20 protein-coding genes are annotated in these 24,068 nt (G+C 67.4%); 4 read left to right on the forward strand and 16 right to left on the reverse strand.

Annotated features, from left to right (window positions below; all coding sequences use genetic code 11):
* Nucleotides 1–186: 186 nt before the first annotated feature.
* The 6 genes from AC27L4_RS32205 to guaB all read right to left on the reverse strand — a co-directional run bounded on the left by AC27L4_RS32205 (nucleotide 187) and on the right by guaB (nucleotide 9,298).
* Nucleotides 187–1,884: a GmrSD restriction endonuclease domain-containing protein gene (locus AC27L4_RS32205; RefSeq protein WP_487146793.1), complete on the reverse strand. Its 1,698-nt coding sequence runs from the start codon at nucleotides 1,882–1,884 to the stop codon at nucleotides 187–189.
* Nucleotides 1,885–1,886: 2 nt separating this feature from the next.
* Nucleotides 1,887–2,156 (reverse strand): hypothetical protein, encoded by a 270-nt coding sequence (locus AC27L4_RS32210; RefSeq protein WP_487146794.1) that lies wholly within the window; start codon nucleotides 2,154–2,156, stop codon nucleotides 1,887–1,889.
* A gap of 767 nt (nucleotides 2,157–2,923) precedes the next feature.
* A complete protein-coding gene (locus AC27L4_RS32215) occupies nucleotides 2,924–4,183 on the reverse strand; it encodes an AAA family ATPase (protein WP_487146795.1) in 1,260 nt (419 codons plus the stop codon).
* 359 nt (nucleotides 4,184–4,542) lie between these two features.
* A complete protein-coding gene (gene guaA / locus AC27L4_RS32220) occupies nucleotides 4,543–6,093 on the reverse strand; it encodes a glutamine-hydrolyzing GMP synthase (RefSeq protein ID WP_487146796.1) in 1,551 nt (516 codons plus the stop codon).
* A gap of 49 nt (nucleotides 6,094–6,142) precedes the next feature.
* Nucleotides 6,143–7,441, reverse strand: coding sequence for an RsmB/NOP family class I SAM-dependent RNA methyltransferase (locus AC27L4_RS32225; RefSeq protein WP_487146797.1), 1,299 nt, complete (start codon nucleotides 7,439–7,441; stop codon nucleotides 6,143–6,145).
* 357 nt (nucleotides 7,442–7,798) lie between these two features.
* The gene (gene guaB, locus AC27L4_RS32230) at nucleotides 7,799–9,298 is read right to left on the reverse strand and encodes an IMP dehydrogenase (protein WP_487146798.1); all 1,500 of its coding nucleotides are present in this window, start codon (nucleotides 9,296–9,298) and stop codon (nucleotides 7,799–7,801) included.
* Nucleotides 9,299–9,528: 230 nt separating this feature from the next.
* Here guaB and AC27L4_RS32235 point away from each other — a divergent pair, with 230 nt between their 5' ends.
* Entirely contained in the window at nucleotides 9,529–10,056 is a 528-nt protein-coding gene (locus tag AC27L4_RS32235; protein WP_487146799.1) for a pentapeptide repeat-containing protein, read from the forward strand.
* 39 nt (nucleotides 10,057–10,095) lie between these two features.
* On the opposite strand, the gene AC27L4_RS32240 is transcribed toward AC27L4_RS32235, so the two are convergent.
* The 7 genes from AC27L4_RS32240 to AC27L4_RS32270 all read right to left on the reverse strand — a co-directional run bounded on the left by AC27L4_RS32240 (nucleotide 10,096) and on the right by AC27L4_RS32270 (nucleotide 18,067).
* Nucleotides 10,096–10,782, reverse strand: a complete 687-nt coding sequence (locus AC27L4_RS32240) for an ABC transporter permease (protein ID WP_487146800.1) — start codon at nucleotides 10,780–10,782, stop codon at nucleotides 10,096–10,098.
* Nucleotides 10,783–10,786: 4 nt separating this feature from the next.
* Nucleotides 10,787–11,494, reverse strand: a complete 708-nt coding sequence (locus AC27L4_RS32245) for an ABC transporter permease (protein ID WP_487146802.1) — start codon at nucleotides 11,492–11,494, stop codon at nucleotides 10,787–10,789.
* Between the two features lie 326 nt (nucleotides 11,495–11,820).
* Nucleotides 11,821–12,618 carry a transporter substrate-binding domain-containing protein gene (locus AC27L4_RS32250; protein WP_487146803.1) on the reverse strand — a complete coding sequence of 266 codons (798 nt, stop codon included), beginning with the start codon at nucleotides 12,616–12,618 and terminating at the stop codon, nucleotides 11,821–11,823.
* Between the two features lie 78 nt (nucleotides 12,619–12,696).
* On the reverse strand, nucleotides 12,697–14,658 hold the full coding sequence (locus AC27L4_RS32255; RefSeq protein ID WP_487146804.1) for a DUF2817 domain-containing protein: 1,962 nt from the start codon (nucleotides 14,656–14,658) through the stop codon (nucleotides 12,697–12,699).
* A 102-nt stretch (nucleotides 14,659–14,760) separates the two neighbouring features.
* Nucleotides 14,761–15,891, reverse strand: a complete 1,131-nt coding sequence (hisC, locus tag AC27L4_RS32260) for a histidinol-phosphate transaminase (protein WP_487146805.1) — start codon at nucleotides 15,889–15,891, stop codon at nucleotides 14,761–14,763.
* 41 nt (nucleotides 15,892–15,932) lie between these two features.
* Nucleotides 15,933–17,030, reverse strand: a complete 1,098-nt coding sequence (locus tag AC27L4_RS32265) for a 2Fe-2S iron-sulfur cluster-binding protein (protein ID WP_487146806.1) — start codon at nucleotides 17,028–17,030, stop codon at nucleotides 15,933–15,935.
* On the reverse strand, nucleotides 17,027–18,067 hold the full coding sequence (locus AC27L4_RS32270) for an aromatic ring-hydroxylating dioxygenase subunit alpha (protein WP_487146807.1): 1,041 nt from the start codon (nucleotides 18,065–18,067) through the stop codon (nucleotides 17,027–17,029). Before AC27L4_RS32270 ends, AC27L4_RS32265 begins: the two co-directional genes overlap by 4 nt.
* 126 nt (nucleotides 18,068–18,193) lie before the next feature.
* Here AC27L4_RS32270 and AC27L4_RS32275 point away from each other — a divergent pair, with 126 nt between their 5' ends.
* The 3 genes from AC27L4_RS32275 (at nucleotide 18,194) to AC27L4_RS32285 (ending at nucleotide 20,566) form a co-directional block, all read left to right on the forward strand.
* A complete protein-coding gene (locus AC27L4_RS32275; RefSeq protein WP_487146808.1) occupies nucleotides 18,194–19,123 on the forward strand; it encodes a LysR substrate-binding domain-containing protein in 930 nt (309 codons plus the stop codon).
* A 112-nt stretch (nucleotides 19,124–19,235) separates the two neighbouring features.
* On the forward strand, nucleotides 19,236–19,709 hold the full coding sequence (locus tag AC27L4_RS32280) for a carboxymuconolactone decarboxylase family protein (protein ID WP_487146809.1): 474 nt from the start codon (nucleotides 19,236–19,238) through the stop codon (nucleotides 19,707–19,709).
* The gene (locus AC27L4_RS32285) at nucleotides 19,709–20,566 is read left to right on the forward strand and encodes a sigma-70 family RNA polymerase sigma factor (protein WP_487146810.1); all 858 of its coding nucleotides are present in this window, start codon (nucleotides 19,709–19,711) and stop codon (nucleotides 20,564–20,566) included. Before AC27L4_RS32280 ends, AC27L4_RS32285 begins: the two co-directional genes overlap by 1 nt.
* Nucleotides 20,567–20,676: 110 nt before the next feature.
* Here the strand turns inward: AC27L4_RS32285 and AC27L4_RS32290 are convergent, their stop codons facing one another.
* From AC27L4_RS32290 to AC27L4_RS32300, 3 genes are read right to left on the reverse strand one after another with little or no spacing between them, the layout of a single operon-like run.
* Entirely contained in the window at nucleotides 20,677–22,260 is a 1,584-nt protein-coding gene (locus AC27L4_RS32290; RefSeq protein ID WP_487146811.1) for a GMC family oxidoreductase, read from the reverse strand.
* Nucleotides 22,261–22,290: 30 nt separating this feature from the next.
* A complete protein-coding gene (locus tag AC27L4_RS32295) occupies nucleotides 22,291–23,067 on the reverse strand; it encodes an enoyl-CoA hydratase-related protein (protein ID WP_487146812.1) in 777 nt (258 codons plus the stop codon).
* 3 nt (nucleotides 23,068–23,070) lie between these two features.
* Entirely contained in the window at nucleotides 23,071–24,030 is a 960-nt protein-coding gene (locus tag AC27L4_RS32300; RefSeq protein ID WP_487146813.1) for a dihydrodipicolinate synthase family protein, read from the reverse strand.
* Nucleotides 24,031–24,068: the final 38 nt, after the last annotated feature.

The following is a 24,068-nucleotide window of genomic DNA, read 5'->3' on the forward strand; positions in this document are numbered from 1 at the left end:
TGCCGGTATCCTTAGCAGCATCGGCAGGTGATATCAGATGAAATACCGCAATTTCCGGAGATACCACAACCCCACACTTCCAGTTGAGTTTACACAGCACCCATCGATGCCAACAAGAGCGGCACCTTCAATAAATCGGCATTTGCAATGCCCAACGAGAAATACTTAACAACCGAATCGAAGGCATTACTCATCGGTGTCTATTTCCTCGCCACTACGTTTAGCTGACGTATCGATTACCAGCTGGTATGACCCCAAAAATTTCTGCTCCGCAGCAAGAATATTAGCCTCCCTCCTAGAAATGAAGATTTCAAAGTCATCTCGCGACAACGCCTCGAAGGCTTCACAATCTATGAAGTGAGACGCTAGCGTCAACTCGTCACCAGGATCCTTAATATCCAATCCTGTGAAGGTTACCCTCACGTTCCTAGGATAGCCGCCAGGAAGGATGACACGATTCGCAGGATTGGAAACCTTAGGTCTTCGCTGATTAGGGAAAAAGTACGGAAGATCACGCGTCACTGAGTCAGCGAAAACCGCCGAACCATCGAAGATTTGGCCTGTCTTCGGCTCTCTCGGCTTCCCTTCAAGAATCTGCACCAGCAAAGACGCTCGAACGCGAGCCGAGCGCCTATCGAACGTCTCGGGAAATGCGCGGATCGGCCTATCGATGAAAAACGCTGAAAATTCCATCTCGTACTGAACACTAGACTGCGCCAGCTTGCGCATTGCATCGCCCGCTTGGCGAAGTTCCGTGGTGTTTGCCCCAGCAAACCATCCGTTGAAAGACGTTGCCCAAAACCACTTCTCAAGGGATCGACGATCGGACACGGTATGAGATATATTACCATTTATTATCGTGTCGAAATATATAGACAGCATCACAATCTGCGAAGCATAAGGCAACAGCCGGCTGGTCTTCAGTCCTATGTCGTGATCCAAAAACCGCACGCTTTCGTGAAGTGCCGCTGTGGCTCGCTCAACAGCGGGACGCATCCTGTCGAACGAGGATCGGTCCACTATGCGTTCATAGGTAAGTCGAGTAAAATCCAGATCCGCCGAGGCAAGAATGACTTGCAGGATCGTGCGTCGCTGCAAATCTGAGAAGCCCAACTCCCTCAAGCCGCCCAGGATCCGGTCAATCTCACCCGCGAGATCAAAATCACCCTCATCCCTGTCGCGGAATGTCAGTGCTGATACCATTTGATCGGGCGTCATATCGCGCCCGCGCTGGTTAGTTCGCGCAAAGATATTCACAGCATCATCAAGTGATCCGTAACGCATCACCGTCATAGGAACTCGATACTCTCGAACTCTACTTTGGACAAGATCTGCACGATCCAACAACTGCTCTACCTCACTTGCAGCAAAATCTGGAGACGCCATTATCTCTCGAGTACGACGCGCAAACTCAGAAGTACGCAAGACACTACGCAAAGGCAGCTGATGAAGTGGAATTTCTACTGTTGATTGCTTGATATGAACAAATTGCTGAGTATTGAGATCGTACGCGATCCACCACCGCCAATCGTCGCGACGGTCACGAGGATAATTCTCTGGAAGCAGAAGCACACCTAGCAGGGTTGCGAGCCGCTGATGGCCGTCAACGACGTATTGTCGCGTCAGAGGGCCACTTTGGGGCAACACAATTGGGCCGAGTGTCTCTAGGCTGGTGATGTCGGCTCGGTCCGTCTGCCACAAGAGGAGCGACCCGATTGGATACCCACGCAGAACGCTGTCAAAGAGCTGGATCATGTCGTCAGGTCCCCAGACGTACGGTCTTTGGAAACGTGGGATCCTGATAACACCGGAAATAACGCTGTCGAGAAGGTCGCTGACAGCGAGGATCTCCGGCCGGGCGGAGGCGGCGGGATTGCTGATCAACGTCATATCCTTTCGTAGATCGAATCGAGCAAGCCACCTAACTCTGCTTCATCTAGAGAGTCCAAGGCAGCAAGATCGACCGGCTGAGGCCGATGTTCATCTTCAATAAAAATATCGGATAAATTTCTTCCGAAACCGGATGCTAATTCCTTCCAATCAGCAGTTGGCACAGCCCCGAACAGCACACGCTCCTGTGCACTTATCTCAGGGGCGGTAAGATAAACAGCTTTGGTAGGGGCGCCGCCGTTTTTCAATCGGAATCCAGTCTTCATATGATAGTGTCGGCGTTGGTCTGGCGTTAGTCGGAACAGCGCATCCACCCGATCCTTAAACGCTGCTGAGCGATCGTAACGCGTTAACGCAGTGTATGGAAGATAGCTCTCGATAGAGCGCCTAGCCAACTCGTGGACGAACGCGACCCACGGCGCCAACTCCCTCACGAGCCCCGCGTTTGGCGAGTGCTCGGGATACTTCGAGTCATTGTCGAGAACAGCACAGGCCCAAAGGCGCATAGCTCTAGCGTGCCTGCCATTCGGAGCAGGCCAAACACCTCTCGAGAGAACGCTGGCTGACCTCTTTAGGGCCCCCTTACCGCCCGCATGCCGGAAGATAAAGCGGTTCGCCCGATAAGCCCTAATCAGAGCTTCTCGCCTTAGTACCCTGGCCATCCAAAGCAAAAAAGCGCCATCGGACGCCTCATCTTCCACGATAACTGAGAATGGCTGCGCGAGAAAGGTCAAGCAATCTTGAGGGTGCAATGAAGTCGTATAATCGTCATCAACTCGACCACCAAGCGGGACAGTCGCGTCGATCCTGATTACGTTTTTGTCTGCAAGACGATCGTGTGAACGGGCAGTCGCAGAATGAATGATTAACTCCCGATCCTTCCTACTTTTCCCCTGCATCCAGACGCTACTTAGAAGGCTTTTCACGTCCTCCGCCGCAAACGCGTGACGCTTCTCCTCCAAGTGTAGGAGAAGGATGTCGAATATCGGAAACCAGCGTTCGGTTTCGAGGGTATTCGCCTCAATCGCGAGCCTCATTGTTCGCGGTCACGCGCGGCTCGGCGGAGCGCCGTTAGATCGTCCAATGCCTCCTCAAAGACCCCTACAGGCCAGGTGTCAGGATCGCCTGCGGCGTCGAACTTTATGACACGCAGCGGGTCTTCGATGGTGTTCGCATCATCCGATTCGCGATGGTTTAAGGACCAGAGCGCAACTTGGTCGGGGTCGAACCCTTCCGCAATCCGACGGCGTAGGCGCATTATTATTTGCTCTGAATGAGTTTCAAAAAGGCAGTTGGGAACACGTGCTTGATGGGCACTTTTCACGGTTTGCAAGGCAAGATCCATGACTGCGCCATGCGCCCCTGGATGGAGGTGCAGCTCAGGCTGCTCGACGATCAGCGTGGAAGCCGGCAGCCGCTCCTTCCTGAAGGCATAATGTTGCACAACGACAGGCAATACCTGAGAGAACCCAGCTCCGGTATCGGCCAGTGAAACATCGGTCTGAGATCTGTGATCGGTTACAAAAAGGCGCGATCGATCATCCAATATATCTATCGAAATACCTTGACCGAGCGCATCAGTGAACCATTCGCTGACCCCACGAACCAAGTCACCGCCGAACCGGATTTGATCCTCTGCGAGCAATTCGATCGCACGTTCCCCTTTTGGGCCCAGTTGCCGAACCCGTTGGCCGGGAGCACGGTTGGAACGTCCTCCAGCTTCCATCCTGAATGGCCCCAGGTATGAGGGGGCCGGCAATGCAGCCCTGATTGCAGTTAGGGCTTCGGTCAACGATTCCCTGAATACGCCATCGAAATCCGATACATTTGGCAGAAGGCCCACAAAACCGATAGCTTCGGCCGAACGCTGACCATCGATTATCACGTCGTAGCGAGGGTTATCCAACGTTAGCTGGCTCTCGTCCGACAGCTCAGCCTGGAGGAAACATTTACCTCGATGCGAGAGCCAAAACGCTTCGATTGCCAAGCTGTGACGCTCGCTGACATAGCGAAGCGACGTCTCGAACTCGAAGCAGTTGTTACCGTCGGTGACCTCCGCGCCTAAGCTGAAAGGCAGTCGGCTTCGAGAATGCACGAGGTCCTGATATGTAGCAGCGTGCACTACTCCGCCGGCGGATAGATCAAGAGGATCGATCGCATCTTTATCGACGCCACTGGCGAGCAGCACCAGTAGCCGCGATATGACACTTTTGCCGCTCCCATTTCGCCCAATGATAAGAGTGACGGGCGCCACCTCGACCCGCTGCCGCTCTTTGAAGCTCCGGTAACGCATCCAAGAAAGTGCGCTAACTCTCACCCCTACACCCCTCGCTGACGGGATACCCAAGCTGCAACTTTGGCTGCGCTGCGGCCGCTTAGCAAGCTTGCCAGACCGAGAGGCTCGTCAGCTTTTAGCACGGGCCAAGGGCTACACACTACTCGGCAAGCGACGCCCGCTTTCAGGGGCATCGTGGACACGTTCAAAGCTGCGGCCTTCTCGCCCTCTGAAATTTCCATACATCGATCGAAGATTGAATGCAGATTGAATCTGTGAATATCGACAGGGTGCCCGTGCCGCTCCGCGGGAGTTAGCAGCTGGCAGGAGCGTGAACTGCCCGCAGCAAAAATCGCCGTTGACCGGACGTTGCCCCCCTACTCCCACTCGATCGTCCCCGGCGGCTTCGACGTCACGTCGTACACCACCCGGTTGATCCCCTTCACCTCGTTGATGATCCGCGTCGCCGCCCGTCCCAAGAACCCCATGTCGAACGGGAAGAAATCCGCCGTCATGCCGTCCACCGAGGTCACGGCGCGCAGGGCGCAGACGTGGTCGTAGGTGCGCCCGTCGCCCATCACGCCGACGGTGCGCACCGGCAGCAGCACGGCGAAGGCCTGCCAGATCGTGTCGTAGAGGCCGGCCTTGCGGATCTCGTCGAGGTAGATCGCGTCGGCCTTGCGCAGGATGTCGAGTTTTTCGCGGGTGATCTCGCCGGGGACGCGGATGGCCAGGCCCGGGCCCGGGAAGGGGTGGCGGCCGACGAAGGCGGCGGGCAGGCCGAGTTCGCGGCCCAGCGCCCGCACCTCGTCCTTGAACAGTTCGCGCAGCGGCTCCACCAGCGCCATGGCCATGCGCTCGGGCAGGCCGCCGACATTGTGGTGCGACTTGATGGTGACGGAGGGTCCGCCGGAGAAGGAGACGCTCTCGATCACGTCGGGATAGAGCGTGCCCTGGGCCAGGAACTTCGCGCCGCCGACCTTCTTGGCCTCGGCCTCGAACACGTCGATGAACAGCCGGCCGATGGTCTTGCGCTTGGCCTCGGGGTCGCTGACGCCGGCGAGCGCGCCGAGGAACAGGTCGGCCGCGTCCACATGCACCAGCGGGATGTTGTAGTGGTCGCGGAACAGGCCCACCACCTCGCCCGCCTCCCCGGCCCGCATCAGGCCGTGGTCGACGAAGACGCAGGTGAGCTGGTCGCCGATCGCCTCGTGGATCAGCACCGCGGCGACGGCCGAGTCGACGCCGCCGGAGAGGCCGCAGATCACCTTGCCGGTGCCGACCTGGGCGCGGATCTTGGCGATCATCTCGCCGCGATAGGCGGCCATGGTCCAGTCGGACTTGAGGCCGACGATGCGGTGCACGAAGTTCTGCAGGAGCTTTGCGCCGTCCGGCGTGTGCACCACCTCCGGGTGGAACATGGTGGTGTAGTAGCGCCGGGCCTCGTTGACGGCGATGGCGAAGGGCGCGTTCTCCGAGGTGCCGACCACGGCGAAGCCCGGCGGCAGCTCGGTGACGCGGTCGCCATGGCTCATCCACACGGGATAGCGGCCGCCGACCTCCCACACTCCCTCGAACAGCGGGCTCGCCGCTTTGATCTCGACATCGGCCCGGCCGAACTCGCGGGCATGGCCGCCCTCCACCTTGCCGCCCTGCTGCAGCGCCAGGGTCTGCTGGCCGTAGCAGATGGCGAGGATCGGCACGCCTGAATCGAACACCGCCTGCGGGGCGCGCGGGCTGCCCTCGTCATAGACCGAGGCCGGGCTGCCGGAGAAGATCACGCCCTTGGGCTGCAGCGCCGCAAAGGCGGCGCCGGCGCTCTGGAAGGGATGGATCTCGCAATAGACCCCCGCCTCGCGCACGCGCCGGGCGATGAGCTGGGTGACCTGCGAGCCGAAATCGATGATGAGGATGCTGTCGTGTGTCATGGCGAGCGAGTAAAGGAACGGTGTCGGCGATGCAACGGTCTCGTGCGGGTCAGGGGCTGCCCTCGCGCCGCAGCACGGCGACGAAGAAGCCGTCCGTGCCGGTGCGCCGCGGCGTGAGCTGCACGCCGAGGCCGCGCGGCGACAGATGCGGGGCGAGCGCGGCGAAGCCGGCGGCGGCCAGCGCCTCGGCCGGCGCGGCCGCGGCGAAGCCGGCGTGGCCGGCGAGGAAGGCCGCGACGGCGTCGTCGTTCTCCTCCGGCAGCAGCGAGCAGGTGACGTAGACCAGCCGGCCGCCCGGCTTCACCGCCCTGGCGCCCTCTGCCAGCACGCTCGCCTGGTCCTTGATGCGGTCGGCCAGGCTGTTGGGGCGCATGCGCCACTTGGCGTCCGGGTTGCGGCGCCAGGTGCCGGAGCCGCTGCAGGGCGCGTCGATCAGCACCAGGTCCATGCGGCCGGCGAGATCCTCCACCGGCAGGACGCCGCGCGGGGTGCGCACCTGGGCGTTGCGCACGCCGGCCCGCTCCAGCCGGTCATGGATCGGGGCGAGGCGGCGCTTGTCGGAATCGGTGGCGTAGATCTGGCCCTTGTTGGCCATGGCGGCGGCGAGCTCCAGCGTCTTGCCGCCGGCGCCGGCGCACAGATCCAGCACCTGCTCGCCGGGTTTCGCCCCGGCCAGGGCGGCGGCGATCTGCGAGCCCTCGTCCTGCACCTCGAACCAGCCCTTCTGGAAGGAGGGCTCGGCCTGCACCGAGGGGCCGCGGCCGTCGGCGCCGAGCGGCACGCGCAGGCCGAAGGGCGAATGCGGCGTCGGCGCGGCGCCGAGCGGCTCCAGCTCGGCCAGGAGCTTGTCGCGCGTGGTCTTGAGGGCGTTGGCGCGCAGATCGAGCGGCGCCCGCCCGGCCAGAGCCTGGCCCTCGGCGACCGCCTCCGCCCCGAAGGCGGCGGCGAAGCCCGGCCACAGCCAGTCCGGCACGTCGGCCTGCACCGCGGCCGGCGCCTCCTCCAGGCGGCGCTCGCGCAGGGCGGCGCGCTCGGCCTCGGCCAGCGGCTCGGGTGCGAAGCGCTCGCCCGAGCACAGCGCGGCGACGGCGTCCGCGTCGAGGCCGCGCTGCAGCGCCAGCATGCCGAGGAGCGTGGCGCGCGGCGTCTCCGCCTGCATCAGCCAGCGGGCCGAGGCGCGGCGGCGCAGCGCGTCGTAGACCAGGCTGGCGATACCGGCGCGGTCGCCCGAGCCGGCGAAGCGGTGCGACAGGCCCCAGTCCTTCAGGGCGTCGGCAGCCGGCCGGCGCCGGGCGTCGATGTCGGCCAGCACCTCGATGGCGGCGGAAAGGCGGGCGGCGGGCGTCACGGCGTCACGGCCGGCGTCAGGAGGATTTGCACGGCGAAGGGTCCGTTCGGGAATAGGCACGAATCGTCATGGCCGGGCTTGTCCCCATAGACGCTGGGGCCGGACCATGTCGCTCCGGGGAAAGGCGATGCCCTTTCAGCCGTCATGGCCGGACTTGATCCGGCCATCCACGCGAACACCTCCGGCGCCAAGCTATTCGACGACCTGGACCAGTGTTCCTGCCTGATCTGTCGCGTTCGCGTGGATGGCCGGATCAAGCCCGGCCATGACGGCGGAGAGGGCGAGGCCAAAAAGCAATCGTCAGCACGCCTCACTTGTTTGCCGACAACGGCGAAGATCATCCGAAGGGGCATGGGCTCAGCCCCGGCCCGGCTGGTAGTTCGGGCTCTCGCGGGTGATGGTGACGTCGTGGACGTGGCTCTCGCGCAGGCCGGCCGAAGAGATGCGTACGAAGCGCGCCTTCTCCTGGAACTCCTCCACGGTCTTCGCCCCGACATAGCCCATCGAGGCGCGCAGGCCGCCGGCGAGCTGGTGCAGCACCGCGCCGACCGGGCCCTTGTAGGCCACCTGCCCCTCGATGCCCTCCGGCACCAGCTTCATCGAATCCTTGATGTCGGCCTGGAAGTAGCGGTCGGCCGAGCCGCGCGACATGGCGCCCACCGAGCCCATGCCGCGATAGGATTTGTAGGAGCGGCCCTGGTAGAGATAGACCTCGCCGGGCGTCTCGTCGGTGCCGGCCAGCATCGAGCCGACCATGGCCACCGAGGCGCCGGCGGCGATCGCCTTGGCGAAGTCGCCGGAATATTTGATGCCGCCGTCGGCGATCACCGGCACGCCGCTCTCGCGCGCCGCGTTGCCGGCGTCGATGATCGCGGTGAGCTGCGGCACGCCGACGCCGGCGACCATGCGGGTGGTGCAGATCGAGCCCGGGCCGATGCCGACCTTGATCGCGTCCGCGCCCGCGTCGATCAGCGCCCGGGCGCCGTCGCCGGTGGCGACGTTGCCGGCGATCACCTGCACCGCGTTGGAGATGCGCTTGATCCGCCCCACCGCGTCCAGCACCTTCTGGGAATGGCCGTGGGCGGTGTCGACCACGACGAGGTCGACGCCGGCGTCGATCAGCATCTCCGAGCGGGCATGGCCGAGCTCGCCGACGGTGGAGGCGGCGGCGACGCGCAGGCGCCCGTGCTCGTCCTTGCAGGCGTTGGGATGCAGCGTCGCCTTCTCGATATCCTTCACCGTCATCAGCCCGACGCAGCGATAATCGTCGTCGACCACCACCAGCTTCTCGATGCGGAACTGGTGCAGCAGGCGCTTGGCCTCCGCCTGGGTCACGCCCTCGCGCACGGTGATCAGCCGCTCCTTGGTCATCAGTTCGGCCACCGGCTGCTGCTGGTTGGTGGCGAAGCGCACGTCGCGGTTGGTCAGGATGCCGACCAGCTTGCCCGGCACGCCGGGGCCGCCGCCCTCGACCACCGGGATGCCGGAAATGCCGTAGCGCGCCATCAGGGCGAAGGCGTCGGCCAGCGTGCCCTGCGGGCCGATGGTGATCGGGTTCACCACCATGCCGCTCTCGTAGCGCTTGACCTGCCGCACCTGCTCGGCCTGCTCCTCCGGCGTCAGGTTGCGGTGGATGACGCCGAGGCCCCCGGCCTGGGCCATGGCGATGGCCATGCGGCTCTCGGTCACCGTGTCCATGGCCGAGGCGAGCAGCGGCAGGTTGACGGTGATGGAGCGGGTGACGCGCGAGCGGACGTCGGCCTCGGAGGGCAGGATTTCCGAGTGTCCGGGCGTCAGCAGCACGTCATCGAAGGTGAGGGCTTCGGGGAACAGCGACGAATCGATGATGCGGGCCATAACCAACTCTTTCTGAAAAGCAATGAGGCCGGGCTGCGGCTGAGTTGGCGCGATCGTCTAACACGCGGGCAGGCACGGCGAAAGCCCTGCGGGGGAGGCATCAGCCCCCCAAGGGAGAGAAAAATCACCCGCCGCCGCCTCGCCGGAGGCATGGTGGCCGAGGCCGGTTGCCGCATCGGGGAGACCATGCCAGCATACTGGCGGGGATTTCGACGTTCGAGGAGCCAAACGTGTCCCGGCTGAGCTATGAAGAGTCCTGCAGGATTCTGCAGGAACAGGGGCTATTGGCCGCAGGGACGGTTCCGCCGATCCCGGAAGCGATGCCCAACTACGACGACGAAGAGCCTCTGGGCGTCGAATTCTTCCGCACCTTCGTCGGCAACGGCGTCGATCTCGGCAACCTCACGCTGCCGCGCACCTTCTTCGGCCGTTCCGAGATCACGAATGTCCGGTTCGCCAACACCGACTTCACCCAGTCACGCCTGTGCTGGAACGACTTCACGGACGTGGATTTCTCCAGAGCCGTGCTGGCGCGTGCCGATCTGCGCGGATCGCTCTATGTGCGCGTGACCTTCGCCTCGGCCGACCTCACCGGTGCCGATATGCGGCACTCGACCTACCAGGACTGCAATTTCATCGATGCGCGCATGACCGGGGTGACACTGAGCCGGCAAGGGGGGCAGCAGTTGGACCTGTCGGCCGAGCAGATCGCGGGGATCGCCTGGACGGATGACGAAGGCCCCGATCCTGACGGCTGAGGCGTATCGCACGCACCTGTCCCGAGAGCCCGGCTCCCCTCACCGCCCCTGGTGGCGGGTCAGGCGGCGCTCCAGCACCCGCACCAGCGTCACCAGCACCAGGTTGGTGACGAGGTAGAGCGCCCCGGCGATGGCGAAGACCTCGAAGACGGCGAAGGTCTGGCTCATCAGGCGCTTGGCGTAGCCGGTGATCTCCAGCACGGTGATGGTGGAGGCCAGGCTCGTGCCCTTCACCGTCAGGATGAGCTCGTTGCCGTAAGCCGGCAGCGCCTGGCGGATGGCGAGCGGGAACTCGATGCGGCGGAAGCGCATGAGGCGCGACATGCCGCAGGCCTGCGCCGCCTCGACCAGGCCGGCCGGCACCGACAGCAGGCCGCCGCGCAGGATCTCGGAGGTGTAGGCGGCGGTGTTGAGCGCCAGCGCCAGCACGGCGCAGCGCGCCCCGTCGCTGACCACCCACCACAGCGCCGCGTTGCTCTTGACGATCGTCAGCTGGCCGAGGCCGTAATAGAGCAGGAAGATCTGCACCAGCAGCGGCGTGCCGCGGAACACCATGCTGTAATATTTGGCCGGCCCGGAGACGAAGGGGTTCTCCGACAGCCGCATGACGGCCAGGCCCAGGCCGAGGTTGAAGCCGATCAGCACCGACAGGCCCGTGAGCGCGGCCGTGACCTTGAAGCCCTTGAGCAGCACCGGCACCGCCTGCTGGAGAAGTTCGAGATCCATCGGCCTATTTCCTCGACCGCAGCCGCAGCAGCCGCTCGGCCCCGTCGATGCCGGCCTGGCTGACCAGGGTGATGACGAGATAGACCGCGGCGGCGACGAGATAGAAGATGAAGGGATGGCGCGTGGTGTTGGAGCCGATGAAGGCCGTGCGCATCAGCTCCTGCAGCCCGACCACCGACACCAGCGCCGTGTCCTTGATCGTGACCTGCCAGACATTGTTCATGCCGGGGATGGCGATGCGCAGCATCTGCGGGGCGATGATGCGGCGGAAGATGCGTGAGCCGGAAAGGCCGAGCGCCCGCGCCGCCTCGATATGGCCCTCGGGGATGGCGGCGAGCGCCCCGCGCACCACCTCGGTGGAATAGGCCCCGGAGATCGCCCCGATGGCGATGACGGCGATGACGAAGGCATAGCCGCTCTCGGCCAGCCGGGCATAGCCGAAGGTCTCCGCCACCCGGGTGACGAACTCCACCGAGGAGAAGAACAGGAGATAGATGATCAGGAGCTCGGGCACGCCGCGCACCAGCGCGGTGTAGCCGTCGACCACATAGGTCAGCGGCCGGACGCGGCCCCATTTGATCAGGCCGCAGACGACGCCGACCACGAAGCCGCAAAGCATGCTGGCGACCGCCACGGCGATGGTGATCGCCGCGCCGCGCAGGATGGCGCCGACCCAGCCGCCGTCCCATAGCTGCCAAAGACCGAATTCCATCGGGTTCGGATGCTCCATATCGAAAGGGGTCGTGCCGGGAATACGGCGCCGTCCGGACACAAGGGCTCCAAGCGCGACGCCTGCCGGTCCCCTCCCCCTTGTGGCGAGGGGTAAGGGGATGGGGGGCGTCGGCGTAGGGCGCACCGTATCCTGTTGGACCCCCCCTCTATCCCTCCCCACAAGGGGGAGGGAAGACCGATGCGTCGCGGTCAATCCAGAACCGTGGCGTCTCGCACGGCCGCAGCGAGGCCGGCATCGCGTCGCTCGTTCCCGGACGACGCCAAACGCGGCCCACGCCTCGGCGCAGGCGGCCCCGGATCACCGCCTCACGGACAGGGGCGGGAGATGTCCGTCTTGAACCACTTCTCGCTCGCCTTGCCGATCGAGCCGTCGGCGACCAGGCCGCACAGCGCCTTGTCGATCTCGGCCTTGAGCGCGGTGTTCTCCTGGGCAATGCCGACGCCGATGCCCTCGCCGAGCGAGGGGTCGAAGGTGCTCTGGATCTTCACGTCGACGAACTGGAAGTCCTTGCCGTCGGGCTTGGCCAGGAAGTCCTGCAGGGCCGAGGCGTCGGCGAAGGCGGTGTCGATGCGCCCGGCGGCCAGGTCGATCTGCATCTGGTCGAGCGTGTCGTAGGTCTTCAGGTCGGCGTTGGGCACGCGCTTTTCCAGGAAATGCGCATGGGTGGTGCCGGCCTGCACGCCGACCTTCTTACCGTCGAGCGCCTTGAGCAGGCTGTCGATGTCCTTGAGGCCGGCAAGGTCGGAGGTCTTGGGCGCGACGAACATGTTGGCGAGCTCGGCATAGCCGACGCTGAAGGCGATCTCCTTCTTGCGGTCGGCGGTGATCGACATGCCGGAGATGATCACGTCGAAGCGCTTGGCCTTGAGCGCCGGGATCAGGCCGTCGAAGGCCTGGACGACGAAGTGGCACTTGCGGTTGAGCTTGTCGCAGAGCAGCGCGCCGACGTCGGCGTCGAAGCCGGTGACGTTGCCGGCGGCGTCGGCCATGCTCCAGGGCGGATAGGCGCCCTCGGTGCCGATCGAAAGCTCGCCCTCGCCGGCGAGCGCGCCGCCCGTGCCGGCGATAAGGCAGGCGAGCAGCGACAGGATCTTGAGTTTCATGGTCCGGTTCCCCTTCTTGTCGGTCTTGGCTGGTCTTGCAGCGGGCCTTGCGCCCTGTTGCTCCTGGGATCGCGCCGGTCAGAGCGTCCTGGCCAGGAACTGGCGCAGGCGCTCCGAGCGCGGATTGGCGAACAGCTCCGCCGGCGCGCCCTCCTCCTCCACCTTGCCCTGGTGGAGGAAGAGGATCTTGTGCGACACCTCGCGCGCGAACTGCATCTCGTGCGTCACGAGGATCATGGTGTTGCCCTCCTCGGCGAGCTGGCGGATGACGCGCAGCACCTCGCCGACCAGTTCCGGGTCGAGCGCCGAGGTCGGTTCGTCGAGCAGGATGACCTTGGGCCGCATGGCCAGCGTCCGCGCGATGGCCGCGCGTTGCTGCTGGCCGCCGGAGAGCTGGCCGGGATACTGGCCGTGCTTGTCGGAGAGGCCGACCTTCCTCAGCAGCGCATGGGCGCGCTCCACCGCCTCGGCGCGCCGTTCCTTCAGCACATGCACCGGCGCCTCGACGATGTTCTCCAGCACCGTCATGTGCGGCCAGAGGTTGAAGCTCTGGAACACCATGCCGACGCGGCTGCGGATGCGCTCGACCTGGCGCATGTCGGCGGGACGGGAGCGCCCGTCCGCCGTCTTCTTCAGCCGGATCTCCTCGCCGTCGACGATGATGCGGCCCTCGTTCGGCTGCTCCAGCAGGTTGATGCAGCGCAGGAACGTGCTCTTGCCCGAGCCGGACGAGCCGATCATCGACACCACCTCGCCGGCGCTCGCCGACAGGCTGACGCCGCGCAGCACCTCCAGCTCGCCGAAGCGCTTGTGGAGATCCTGCACCTCGACCGCCGGCACCGGCGCATGCCGGGCCGCCGGGTGCGGCTGCACCACGGTGGCCGCCGCCGGCGCCGCCGACAGCGGCTGCTCGGCCATGGCGCCGCCGACGGCCTTGAGGTCGGCGAAGGCCCGGTCGAAATAGCGCAGGCCGGCGTTGAGGCAGGTCCACTGCCAGTCGGCGTCCTCGGGAATGAAGGCCGCGCGCAGGTCGGCCTTGATGCGCCGGCCGAGCGGCGAGTCCACCTTGCCGAAGAGATGCAGCCAGTTGTCGGCCTGCACCGCCTCCATCATCCTCGGCCCCTCGAGCGTGCCGCATTCCACCACCAGCGGCAGCACGCGGGCGCCGGGCAGGGCCTTGCGGGCCGCGGCCGAGACATAGCCGGTGGCGGTGGCGGCGATGCCGGTGGCGGTCAGGGCGTCCCGCCCGGTGAGGACCACCGAGAGCGCCGGCCCGAACATCGACCGGCCCCAGGCGAGCCCGTCATGCTCGGCCTCGGCGACCGAGAGCAGCGCCGGATAGCCGTAGGGGCCGGCGCCGGTGTGCAGGTCGAACAGCACGACCTCGCGGGCCGCGCCGGCAAAGGCGGCGAGGATGTCGGTCAGGGTGCGGTTCGACCAGACCGGCCCGGCGCCGCCGTAGAACAGCCCGTCCGGGAAGGCGTACTGGCCGGCCTCGACGATGCGGGCGAGCCCGGCATGGCCGCCGAGCCGCGCCTTCGCCGCCGCCAGGGCCTCGTCGGCCCGGGTGCGGTCCGGCCCTTCCCATTCGTGGCAGACCAGCGCCTCGTGCACGGCCGCATAGGCGTCGTTGGCCGGCGGGCCGGCCTGCCAGTCGACGAAATTGCGGTTGAGGTCGACATTGTCCTCGTTGACCCGGCGCGACCAGGCCGTGCCCCACGGGTTGATCAGGTGGATGGCGAGGACCGCGGTGTCCTCGGGCAGCCGCCACGGCGTATTCTCCTCCAGCCAGGCGACCTGACAGGCCGAGCCGAACGGGCCCTCGACGCCATGCGTGCCGGAGACCAGCACCATCAGCTTGGGCGCATCGCGCCGGCCGAGCCAGGCGACGTCGGTCGCCAACACCTCGCCGGCCGGGCCGTGCAGCGGGTGGAGATATTCGGTGAGCGCCGCGCCGGCCCGCCGCGCCGCATCAAGGAAGCGCTGGCGAAGCTCGGCGAAGCCGGCGGCGCAGGGTCGCGAGGCTGGCACGTCACGCATGGGCTCGGCATCCTCGCGCTCTGGGGTGATCGGCATGGCGCATGGCGGGCGCCGGCCCCGGGGACGACGCGCCGGTGCGGCCGGACCGGGCGTTCCGGCGGCTCATCGGTGCGCGATCCGGCCGAGGGCGTCCACCAGCCGGTCATTGTCGGCCGGCGCGCCGATGGTCGCGCGCAGGAAGGTCTGGTAGCCGGCCTCGCGCCAGGCCTTGACGACGATGCCCTCCCGCAGCAGGGCCGCCGCCAGGGCCGCGCTGTCGCCGCCGCAGTCGAAGAACAGGAAATTGGTCTGCGACGGCGCCACCCGGAAGCCGAGCGCGGCCAGAGCCGCCGCCACGCGGCTGCGTTCCCGCCGCAGCTGCGCCACCGAGGCGTGCATCCAGGCTTCGTCGCCGAGGGCGGCGAGGGCCGCCGCCTGGGCCGCGGCGTTGACGTTGAACGGCGTCTTGGCCGCCGCCACCGCCCGGGCCAGGGCCGCATCGGAGCAGACGACGTAGCCGACGCGCAGCCCGGCCAGGCCATAGGCCTTGGAGAAGGTGCGCAGCACGGCGAAGGCGATGCCGCTGCGGCGCAGCACCTCCAGCCCGTCCGGGCCGCCTTCGTCGGCGAACTCGAAATAGGCCTCGTCGAGGACGAGCAGCGTGCCGGGCCGCACCGCCGCGGCGAGCCGGGCCAGCCCCGCCCGGTCCAGCGCCGGGCCGACCGGATTCCAGGGCGAGGACAGGAAGACGAGGCGCGGGCCGCCGGCGATCGCCTGCTCCAGCGCGTCGAGGTCGAAGCCGAAGCCTTCGGTCATCGCCACCTTGGTCACGGCGGCTCCCTGCGCCAGCGGTTCGATCTCGTGCAGGCCGAAGCTCGGCACGACGGTGACCACCGCGGCCCCCGGCACCAGCGCCGCCCGCGACAGGGCGGCGATCATCTCCTCCGAGCCGTTGCCGACGACGATGGTGTCCGGATCGACCGAGAGCTTGCGGCCGAGCGCGGCCCGCAGGGCCGTGCAGGCCGGATCTGCATAGCGCCAGGGCTCCAGCGCCGGCGAGGCGAGCGCCGCCAGCACGGCCGGCGAGCAGCCGTCCGGGTTCTCGTTGCTGGCGAGGCGGGCGATGTCGTCGCGGCCGCTGACGGCACGCGCCGCCGCCAGGCTCATCCCGGCATTGTAGGCCGGCAGGGCGACCACATGCGGATTGAGCGCCAGCCCGGCGGCTGGCGAGGGTGCGTCGACCGAACTGTCCATGCCCATCGTCCCCTTCCCGCCCCCCTGCCCGGCAGTCCGCTTCACAGATCCAGCACCACCGGCCCCTGCGGCCTGGAGCAGCAGATCAGCACCTCTCCGTCCGGGGGCTGGTCCAGCGGCTCCTCGAAATAGGCGACCGCGCCGGCGAGGAGGCGCGAGCTGCAGGTGCCGCAGATGCCGGCCCGGCAGCTGAAATCCGGCTTCAGCCCCTGGTCCTCGGCGAAGGCGAGCAGCGACTCGGCCTTGTCGTCCCAGATGGCGCTGCGGCCCGACCGGCGGAACTCCACCGTCACCGCGCCGGCCGGCGCCGCGGCGGGCGCCGGCGCCGCCGGCCGTTCCGGAACGGGCTCGAGCAGGCTCGCCGGCCCGAAGAACTCCGTGGCGATGCGCGGCGCGGCGACGCCGAGGCCGCGCAGCAGGCCGTACACCGCCTGCATGAACGGCGTCGGCCCGCACAGGTAGAAGTCGTAGTCGTCGAGCGGCAGCAGCCGCTGCAGCGTCTCGCGCGTGACGACGCCCTCGCTGTGGTGGCGGCCGGCGGCCCGGTCCGCCGCCGTCGGGAAACGGTAGCAGAAATGCACCGTCGTTCCGGGCCGCGTGGCGGCGAGCGCCTCGACCTCGTCGCGCAGCGCATGCACCTCGCCATTGTCGCAGGCATGGATGAAGATGGCGCGCCGGTCGGTCGCCGCCAGGGCGTGCAGCATCGACACCAGCGGCGTCAGCCCGACGCCGCCCGAGAGCAGCACCACCGGCCGCCCGCTGCCCCGGTCGAGCACGAAGTCGCCGCGCGGCCCCTCGGCCGAGAGCACGTCGCCGACCTCGACGCGGTCGTGCAGGAAGCAGGAGCCGAGCCCGTCCGGCTGGCCGGGCGCGGCCTCCCGCTTGACGGTGATGCGGTAGCGCCCCGCCTCGGCCGGCGAGCAGGACAGGGAGTAGTTGCGCAGCGCGAAGCCCCGGCCGTCCGCCGTCGGGATGCGCAGGACCAGGAACTGCCCCGGCTCGAAGCCGCGCCAGCCCTCCGGCTGCACCGGCTCGAGATGGAAGGAGGTGATGATGCTGCTTTCGCGGCGCTTTCCCACCACCTTCAGGTCGCGGAACCCGGCCTTGCCGACGCTGACGGCGGGAGCGACGGCGTTCATTCCGCCGCCGCCAACTGCCGGTCCTCCGCCGCGATCAGCCTGGCCAGGTTGCGGCGGAAGCGCAGCGGGCCCACATCGATCTTGAGGTCGAGATTGGGCGTGCGCTTGTTGGCCATGCCCTTGTGCACGGCGTTGAGCACCACCCGGTCCTCGTCGAAGGCGCCGCGCACCGATTTGGCGAACTGGCGCGACACCTCCGCGTCGTCGGGTGCGAAATTGCGCATCTGGAACCAGTAATACCGGGTGGTGTTCTCGTCGACCGGGGTCATGAAGTTGTAGCTGTCCATCAGGAACACGTCCTCATGGTACGGCCTGCCCTCGCCGCCGGTGTTGGCCGGCACGAAGATCGCCTTGATGATGGCGTTGCAGGGATAGCGCACCTCATAGTGCTGCTTGCGGTCGCAGCGGCCGGAGAATTTGAGATAGGGCGCATAGAAAGGCGCGGGATCGACATCGATCATCCAGCGCCAGACGGTGACGCCGTCCTCGCCGACGGTGGTCTCCAGCGGCGCCTCCTCGGCGGCGGCGTTGCCGAACGAGGTCTGGTGCACCCAGGCGACATGCGAGGGGTCGAGCAGGTTGTCGGTCATGTAGAGGTAGTTGCAGTCCAGCAGCATCGACTCGCCGCGGTTGAGGCCCCAGGCCGGGTCGCCCCAGTGCTCCACCGCGAAGATCTTCGCCGGGTCGGCCTGGGCCGCATCGCCCATCCACACCCACAGGAGCCCGTAGCGTTCGGCGACGGGGTAGCTGCGCACCCGCGCCACGTGCGGCACCTTCTCGGCGCCCGGGACGCGGGTGCAGGTGCCGGTGCAGTCGAAGGTCAGGCCATGATAGCCGCACTCGACGGTGTCGCCCTTGATGCGGCCCATCGACAGCGGCAGCTTGCGGTGCGGGCAGGCGTCCTCCAGCGCCGCGACGGCGCCGTCGCGCTTGCGGTAGAGCACGATCTCCTCGCCGAGGACCTTGACCGGCTTCAGCTCGTCCTGGCCGACCTCGTGGTCCCATGCGGCGACATACCAGCAGTTCCTGAGAAACACGGCCGCTTCCTCCCTGGGATCTCGTCTTGGCGAGGGGAGGCTATGGCGGCCGCGACGGCACAAAAAGGGCTTGCAGCTGGCTTCTATTTTAGAAAAGCTAAAACAAGGGCGACCGGATCGGCTGGCGTGAAGAAACCTCCTCCCCTGCGGGCGATACAGGCGTTCGAAGCCTTCGGGCGCCTCGGCAGCGTCACCGGCGCGGCCGAGGAGCTCGGCGTGTCGCCGGGCGCGGTCAGCCAGCAGATCCGCAAGGCCGAGGACGAGCTCGGCGTCCGGCTCCTGGAGCGGCGCGGCCGGACGGTCGCGCTGACCTCCTGGGGCAGGATGTACCACGCAGCCGTCTCGGCCGGCTTCGACCGCATCCGGCAGGCCGGCGACCTGCTCGACCGGGCGCGCACGGAGAGCGCCCTCACCGTCTCCTGCCTGCCCTCGCTGGCCAGCAAATGGCTGGCGCCGCAGCTGTTCGACTGGCAGGCGCACCACCCCGGCGCCACGGTGCGGCTGATCGGCGCCGAGCCCGAGATCCGCTTCGGCGAGGACCAGGTCGACCTGCGCATCTCCTACGGCGCCAAGAGCCGCCTGTACGACCATTATGCCGAGCTGTTCACCGACTGGGTGGTGCCGGCCTGCTCGCCGGCCCTCCTGCAGCGCCAGCCGCTGCGCGCGCCCGCCGACATCCTCGAGCGGCCGCTGATCGGCATCGAATGGGCCAGCGACCACCGCTCGCCGCCGACCTGGGCGGAATGGGCGGCCAGCATCGGCGCCGGCTATTGCCGGACGGCAGGCGAAATGGCGTTCTCACTGTCGAGCGCGGCCATCGACGCGGCGGTCAACGGCCGCGGCTTCGTGCTGGCGCAGCTGTCCATGGCCGGCGACGACATCGCCTCCGGCCGGCTGGTGGTGCCGTTCGGCCTGCCGCTGCGCCTGCCCTACGCCTATTTCCTCGCCTGGGACCGCTCGGCGCTGCACAAGCCCCACGGCGCCGAGCTGCGCGCCTGGATCATCGCGCTCGCCGGCCGCCAGGCGGCCCGCTACGAGGGCTTGGGACGCCCCTGAGACCGGGACGCGCGCGGCCCCGCCGCGCCTCGCGATTTTTTTCGCGTGGCATGTCACACCGGGGCGGTCCCATTTCGTCATATCGCCGGACCCCACGAAAGGAGCCGGAACCATGACCACCGCATTCGATCCCTTTGCCGCCGCCCCCGCGCTGATGAAGAGCTGGATGGGCACCTCCATCGCCGTTGCCGCCAGCCTCGAGCCCAGCCTGATCGAGCTGGTGAAGATCCGCGCCTCGCAGATCAATGCCTGCGCCAACTGCATCAACATGCACACCGCCGAGGCGCGGGCCAAGGGCGAGAGCGAGCAGCGCATCTACCTGCTCTCGGCCTGGCGCGATGCGCCATGCTACACCGCCCGCGAGCGCGCCGCGCTCGGCTGGACCGAGGCCTTGACGCGGTTGTCGGAAGGCCATGTCCTGGACGACGCCCGCCGGGCGATCGAGGCCGAGTTTTCGCAGGAGGAACGGGTGAAGCTCACGCTGATGGTCAACGTCATCAACGGCTGGAACCGCCTGGCCGTCGGCTTCGGCCTGTGGATCGAGCCGGCGGCCGCCAAGGCCACGGCTGCCGGGGTCGCCGCCTGATGACGCAGGCCGCTCCGGAGGATGCGGCGGCGCGCTTCGCGCCGCTGCGCCCCAGGCTGATGCGCGTGGCCTACCGCATGCTCGGCTCCATGGCCGACGCCGAGGACGTGGTGCAGGAGGCCTTCATCCGCTGGATGGGGGCCGACCGCGCCGCGGTGCTCGAACCGGAGGCGTTCCTGCGCCGCACGGTGACGCGCCTGTGCCTCGACCAGCTCAAGTCGGCGCGCCACCGGCGCGAGACCTATGTCGGCCCCTGGCTGCCCGACCCGGTGGTGGAGGCGGAGGAGGACGAGGACGTCACCCTGCCGCTGATGCTGGCGCTGGAGCGCCTGTCGCCGCTGGAACGCGCCGCCTTCCTGCTGCACGACGTGTTCGGCCTGGGCTTCGAGGAGGTGGCGGCGACCATCGGGCGCGACGCCGCCGCCTGCCGCCAGCTCGCCGCCCGGGCGCGCACCCATGTCCGGCAGGAGCGCCCGCGGTTCCAGGTGGAGAAGCAGCGCGGCCTCGAGCTCGCCGGCGCCTTCTTCGCCGCCTCGCGCAGCGGCGACATGACCGCGCTCGGCGCCATGCTGGCTGCCGATGTCAGCCTCCACGCCGACGGCGGCGGCAAGCGCTCGGCGGTGATGCAGCCGGTTCTCGGCTTCGACCAGGTGATGCAGCTGCACGAGGGCCTGGCCGCGCTGTTCCGCAGGAACGGCTCGACCCTCCTGCGCACAGCCTTCATCAATGGCCTGCCCGGCTTCCTGACGCGCGAGGCCGACGGCGAGCTGCAGACCACCGCGCTCGACATCGAGGACGGCAAGGTCACCGCGATCTACGTCATGCGCAACCCCGACAAGCTCAGGCACCTGCACTGACCCCCGGCGGACGCGGCTTCGGGGACCGTCCGCCGCTGTGTCCGTCGGGGGTGCAAACCGCGTTTGGCCGGCTCGGAATCGCCGAGCCGTCCGCCGATGCCGGCCGAGGATCAGGCCCCGCGCCTGATCAGCTCGGCGGCCTTCTCCCCGATCATCATCGTCGGCGCGTTGGTGTTGCCGCTGAGAAGCACCGGCATGATCGAGGAGTCGGCCACCCGCAGCCCCGCGACGCCGCGCACCCGCAGCTTCGGGTCGACCACGGCCGTCTCGTCGACGCCCATCTTGCAGGTTCCGACCGGATGGTAGTCGCAACAGGCATATTGCCGGACATAGGCCATGATGTCCTGCTTCGTCCGCACATCCGGCCCCGGCAGCCGCTCCACCTTGACATACCGGGCGATCGCCGGCTGCGAGAGGATTTCGCGCGTCGCCAGGATCGACTTCAGCGACATGTCGCGGTCGTATTCCTCGGCATGGTAGTTCGGGTCGATCAGCGGCTCGACCGCCGGATCGGCCGAGGCGAGCCGGACCGACCCGATGCTTCTCGGCCGCAGGAAGGTGGTGTTGACCGTGAAGCCGTGGCCGCCCAGCCGGGTCTGGCCGCCGCGCACGACCAGGGCCGGCGCGATATGGATCTGCATGTCCGGTCGCCCGCCGCCCTCGCTCGATGCGAAGCCGCCGCCCTCCACGATGACGGAGGCTGCCGGGCCTTGGCGGTAGAGCAGCCACCGCAGCCCGTGCAGGATCGCCTTCGGATAGCGATCCTGGCCGTCATAGCTGATCGGCTCCTTCAGCGAGACATGGACGTTCGAGCACAGGTGGTCCTGCAGGTTCCGGCCGACGCCCTTCAGGTCGATCCTCGGGGCGATGCCGGCCGCCTTGAGCTCGTCGGCGTCGCCGATGCCGGACAGCATCAGGAGGCGCGGAGAATTGAGCGCCCCGCTGGTCACCACGACCTCACGATCAGCGCGGAAGGTCTCGACCGACCGGCCCTTCGCGACCTCGATGCCGACCGCGCGGTCGCCCTCGAGCAGGACGCGCAGGGCTCGCGCGCCGGTCATCACCGTCAGGTTCCTGCGGCTGCGGATCGGGTGCAGGTAGGATACCGCCGAGCTGCGCCGCCGCCCGTCGCGGCACGTCACCTGGTAGAGCCCGGCGCCGTGCTGCGTTTCGCCGTTGAAGTCGGGATTGTAGGGCAGCCCCCAGGACTGGCAGGCGCGCACGAAGGCCTTGGACAGCTCGTGCGGGTTGACCTGGTCCGACACCCAGAGCGGGCCGCCCTGGCCGTGATAGCGGCAGACGAGCCGCTCATTGTCCTCCGACTTGCGAAAATAGGGCAGAACGTCCTCGTAGCCCCAGCCCTCGTTGCCGAGCGCCGCCCAGTTGTCGTAGTCCTCCTTCTGGCCGCGGATGTAGATCATGGCGTTGATCGAACTCGATCCGCCGAGCGTCTTGCCCTGGGGATACCAGATGCGGCGATTGTCGAGGTGCTTCTGCGGCACCGTGTGGAAACGCCAATTGACGCCCGGGCCGAACAGCTTGCCGATGCCGCCGGGAATATGGATCATCGGATTCCAGTCGCGGCTGCCCGCTTCGAGCAGCAGCACGCTGACGCCGGGATCCTCCGTCAGCCGGTTGGCGATCGCGCAGCCGGCGGAACCGGCGCCGCTGACGATGTAGTCGTAGCTCCTCACCTCAGTCCTCCCGATCCCGCACGGGGATCCTCACTTGTCCTTGAAGACCGCCGGCCGCTTTCCGGCGAAGGCCTGCAGGCCCTCCATGCGGTCTTCCGTCGCGAAGGCCTCGATCGTCAGCTGCCGCTCCAGCTCGAGGCCGGCCGCGAGCGGCAGTTCGTCGGCCGCCCGCACGGCGCGCTTGGCATAGGGCGTGATCGCCGTCGATTTCCCGGCGACGGCGAGGGCGATCTCGAGAGCGCGCGGCATCAGCCGCTCCGGCTCCAGCACCTCGCTCACCAGCCCCTTGCGCTCGGCGAGGGCGGCGTCGATCATGTCGCCGGTCAACACCATCTGCATAGCGAAGGACCGGCCGACGAGGCGCGGCAGGCGCTGGGTGCCGCCGTCGCCCGGGAAGGACCCGATGCGGATTTCCGGCGTCGCGAACCGGGCGCCGTCCGCCGCCAGGACGATGTCGCACAGCAGCGCCAGCTCCAGCCCGCCGCCGAGAGCAAAGCCGTTGACCGCAGCGATCAGCGGCTTGCGGAAGCCCTCGATCGCCTGCCAGCGCGCCAGCCGGTCCGGATCGGCATAGGAGGCGACGCCGCGCTCCAGCATGTCGGCGATGTCGGCCCCGGCGGAAAAGGCCTTGCCGCTGCCGGTGAGGACGACGCAGGCCGTCCCGGGATCCCGTTCGGCCTCCGCCAGCAGGCCCGCCAGCTCGCCCAGCAATTCCTTCGACAGCGCATTCAGCTTGTCCGGCCGGTTGAGCGTCAGGACCAGCACGCGCGGGGCCGGCCGGTGCTGCAGGACGAGGTTCGCGGCCATGGCTCAGGCGACCTTCCGGTAGAGCGTCTCCGGCGACAGGCCGGCGCGGGCCAGGCAGGCACGGATCTTCTCGATCTCCTCGGGCGTCGGTTTCATCAGCGGCGGCCGGACATGCGCTTCCTCCAGGCGGCCGAGGATGACGAGCGCCTCCTTCATGCGGTTGTGCATGTCGAGGAGCGGCACGTCGTAGAAGGCGCGGACGGTCGGATAGATACGGTCGTTGATCGAGCGGGCCAGCCTGAGGTCGCCGGCCTGCACGGCGCGGAACAGGGCCACCTGCAGGCTGGCGATCACCGAGCCGGCGCCCGAGAGCAGGCCGTCGCAGCCGAGCGCCAGCGAGCCGAGCAGCCAGGCGCTGTGCGTGGTCAGCGTGCGGACCGGACGGTCGAGAGCCTTCAGCTCGCGGATCTGCCGCTCGTGCAGGTTGCCGTCGCCGCACTGGTCCTTGATCGCCTTGATGGCGGGGAAACGCCGGCACAGGTCCAGCAGCGTCGGCAGGGGATAGGCGAGGTTGGAGGCGAGCGGGTACTGGAACAGGATGACCGGCAGGCCGGACGCCTCGGTGATGCGCCGGAGATGCTCCTGGGCCATCTCCGGACGCAGCGCCCCGCCCAGCGTCATGAAGTCCGGCGGGAAGACCAGCAGCCCGTTGGCTCCCTCCTGCTCGGCCCGCGCGGCGATGCGGGCCGCCTCGAGGCTGGAGTTGGTGTAGACGCCGACGATGGTCGGCACCCTCTCCTGAAGCACGTCCTTGGTCACGGCGATGGCGCGGAACTGTTCCTCGAGCGTCAGCGCGTGCACCTCGGCCGCGTGGCCGTTGATCGTGATCGCCGTGATGCCCTCGACCCCGGCGACGTCGGCGAGGTGGGAGCGGTAGGCCCGCTCGTCCACCGCCATGTCGGCGGTGAACGGCATCAGGACGGCGGGAATGACCCCCTGCGGGTCATCGAAGTGACGGACCATCTCGTAAGCTCCTTGTCATGGGAGGCGGGCCGCGCCGA

Source organism: Labrys sp. Lb11 (assembly GCF_057554225.1).

Coding starts and splice junctions, on each gene's coding strand:
- AC27L4_RS32300 (WP_487146813.1), bottom strand. CDS start 24,030: ATGGTCCGTCACTTCGATGACCCGCAGGGGGTCATTCCCGCCGTCCTG.
- guaA (WP_487146796.1), bottom strand. CDS start 6,093: ATGACACACGACAGCATCCTCATCATCGATTTCGGCTCGCAGGTCACC.
- AC27L4_RS32210 (WP_487146794.1), bottom strand. CDS start 2,156: ATGAAGACTGGATTCCGATTGAAAAACGGCGGCGCCCCTACCAAAGCT.
- AC27L4_RS32295 (WP_487146812.1), bottom strand. CDS start 23,067: ATGGCCGCGAACCTCGTCCTGCAGCACCGGCCGGCCCCGCGCGTGCTG.
- AC27L4_RS32245 (WP_487146802.1), bottom strand. CDS start 11,494: ATGGAATTCGGTCTTTGGCAGCTATGGGACGGCGGCTGGGTCGGCGCC.
- guaB (WP_487146798.1), bottom strand. CDS start 9,298: ATGGCCCGCATCATCGATTCGTCGCTGTTCCCCGAAGCCCTCACCTTC.
- AC27L4_RS32250 (WP_487146803.1), bottom strand. CDS start 12,618: ATGAAACTCAAGATCCTGTCGCTGCTCGCCTGCCTTATCGCCGGCACG.
- AC27L4_RS32240 (WP_487146800.1), bottom strand. CDS start 10,782: ATGGATCTCGAACTTCTCCAGCAGGCGGTGCCGGTGCTGCTCAAGGGC.
- AC27L4_RS32265 (WP_487146806.1), bottom strand. CDS start 17,030: ATGAACGCCGTCGCTCCCGCCGTCAGCGTCGGCAAGGCCGGGTTCCGC.
- AC27L4_RS32255 (WP_487146804.1), bottom strand. CDS start 14,658: ATGCGTGACGTGCCAGCCTCGCGACCCTGCGCCGCCGGCTTCGCCGAG.
- AC27L4_RS32285 (WP_487146810.1), top strand. CDS start 19,709: ATGACGCAGGCCGCTCCGGAGGATGCGGCGGCGCGCTTCGCGCCGCTG.
- AC27L4_RS32215 (WP_487146795.1), bottom strand. CDS start 4,183: ATGCGTTACCGGAGCTTCAAAGAGCGGCAGCGGGTCGAGGTGGCGCCC.
- hisC (WP_487146805.1), bottom strand. CDS start 15,891: ATGGACAGTTCGGTCGACGCACCCTCGCCAGCCGCCGGGCTGGCGCTC.
- AC27L4_RS32280 (WP_487146809.1), top strand. CDS start 19,236: ATGACCACCGCATTCGATCCCTTTGCCGCCGCCCCCGCGCTGATGAAG.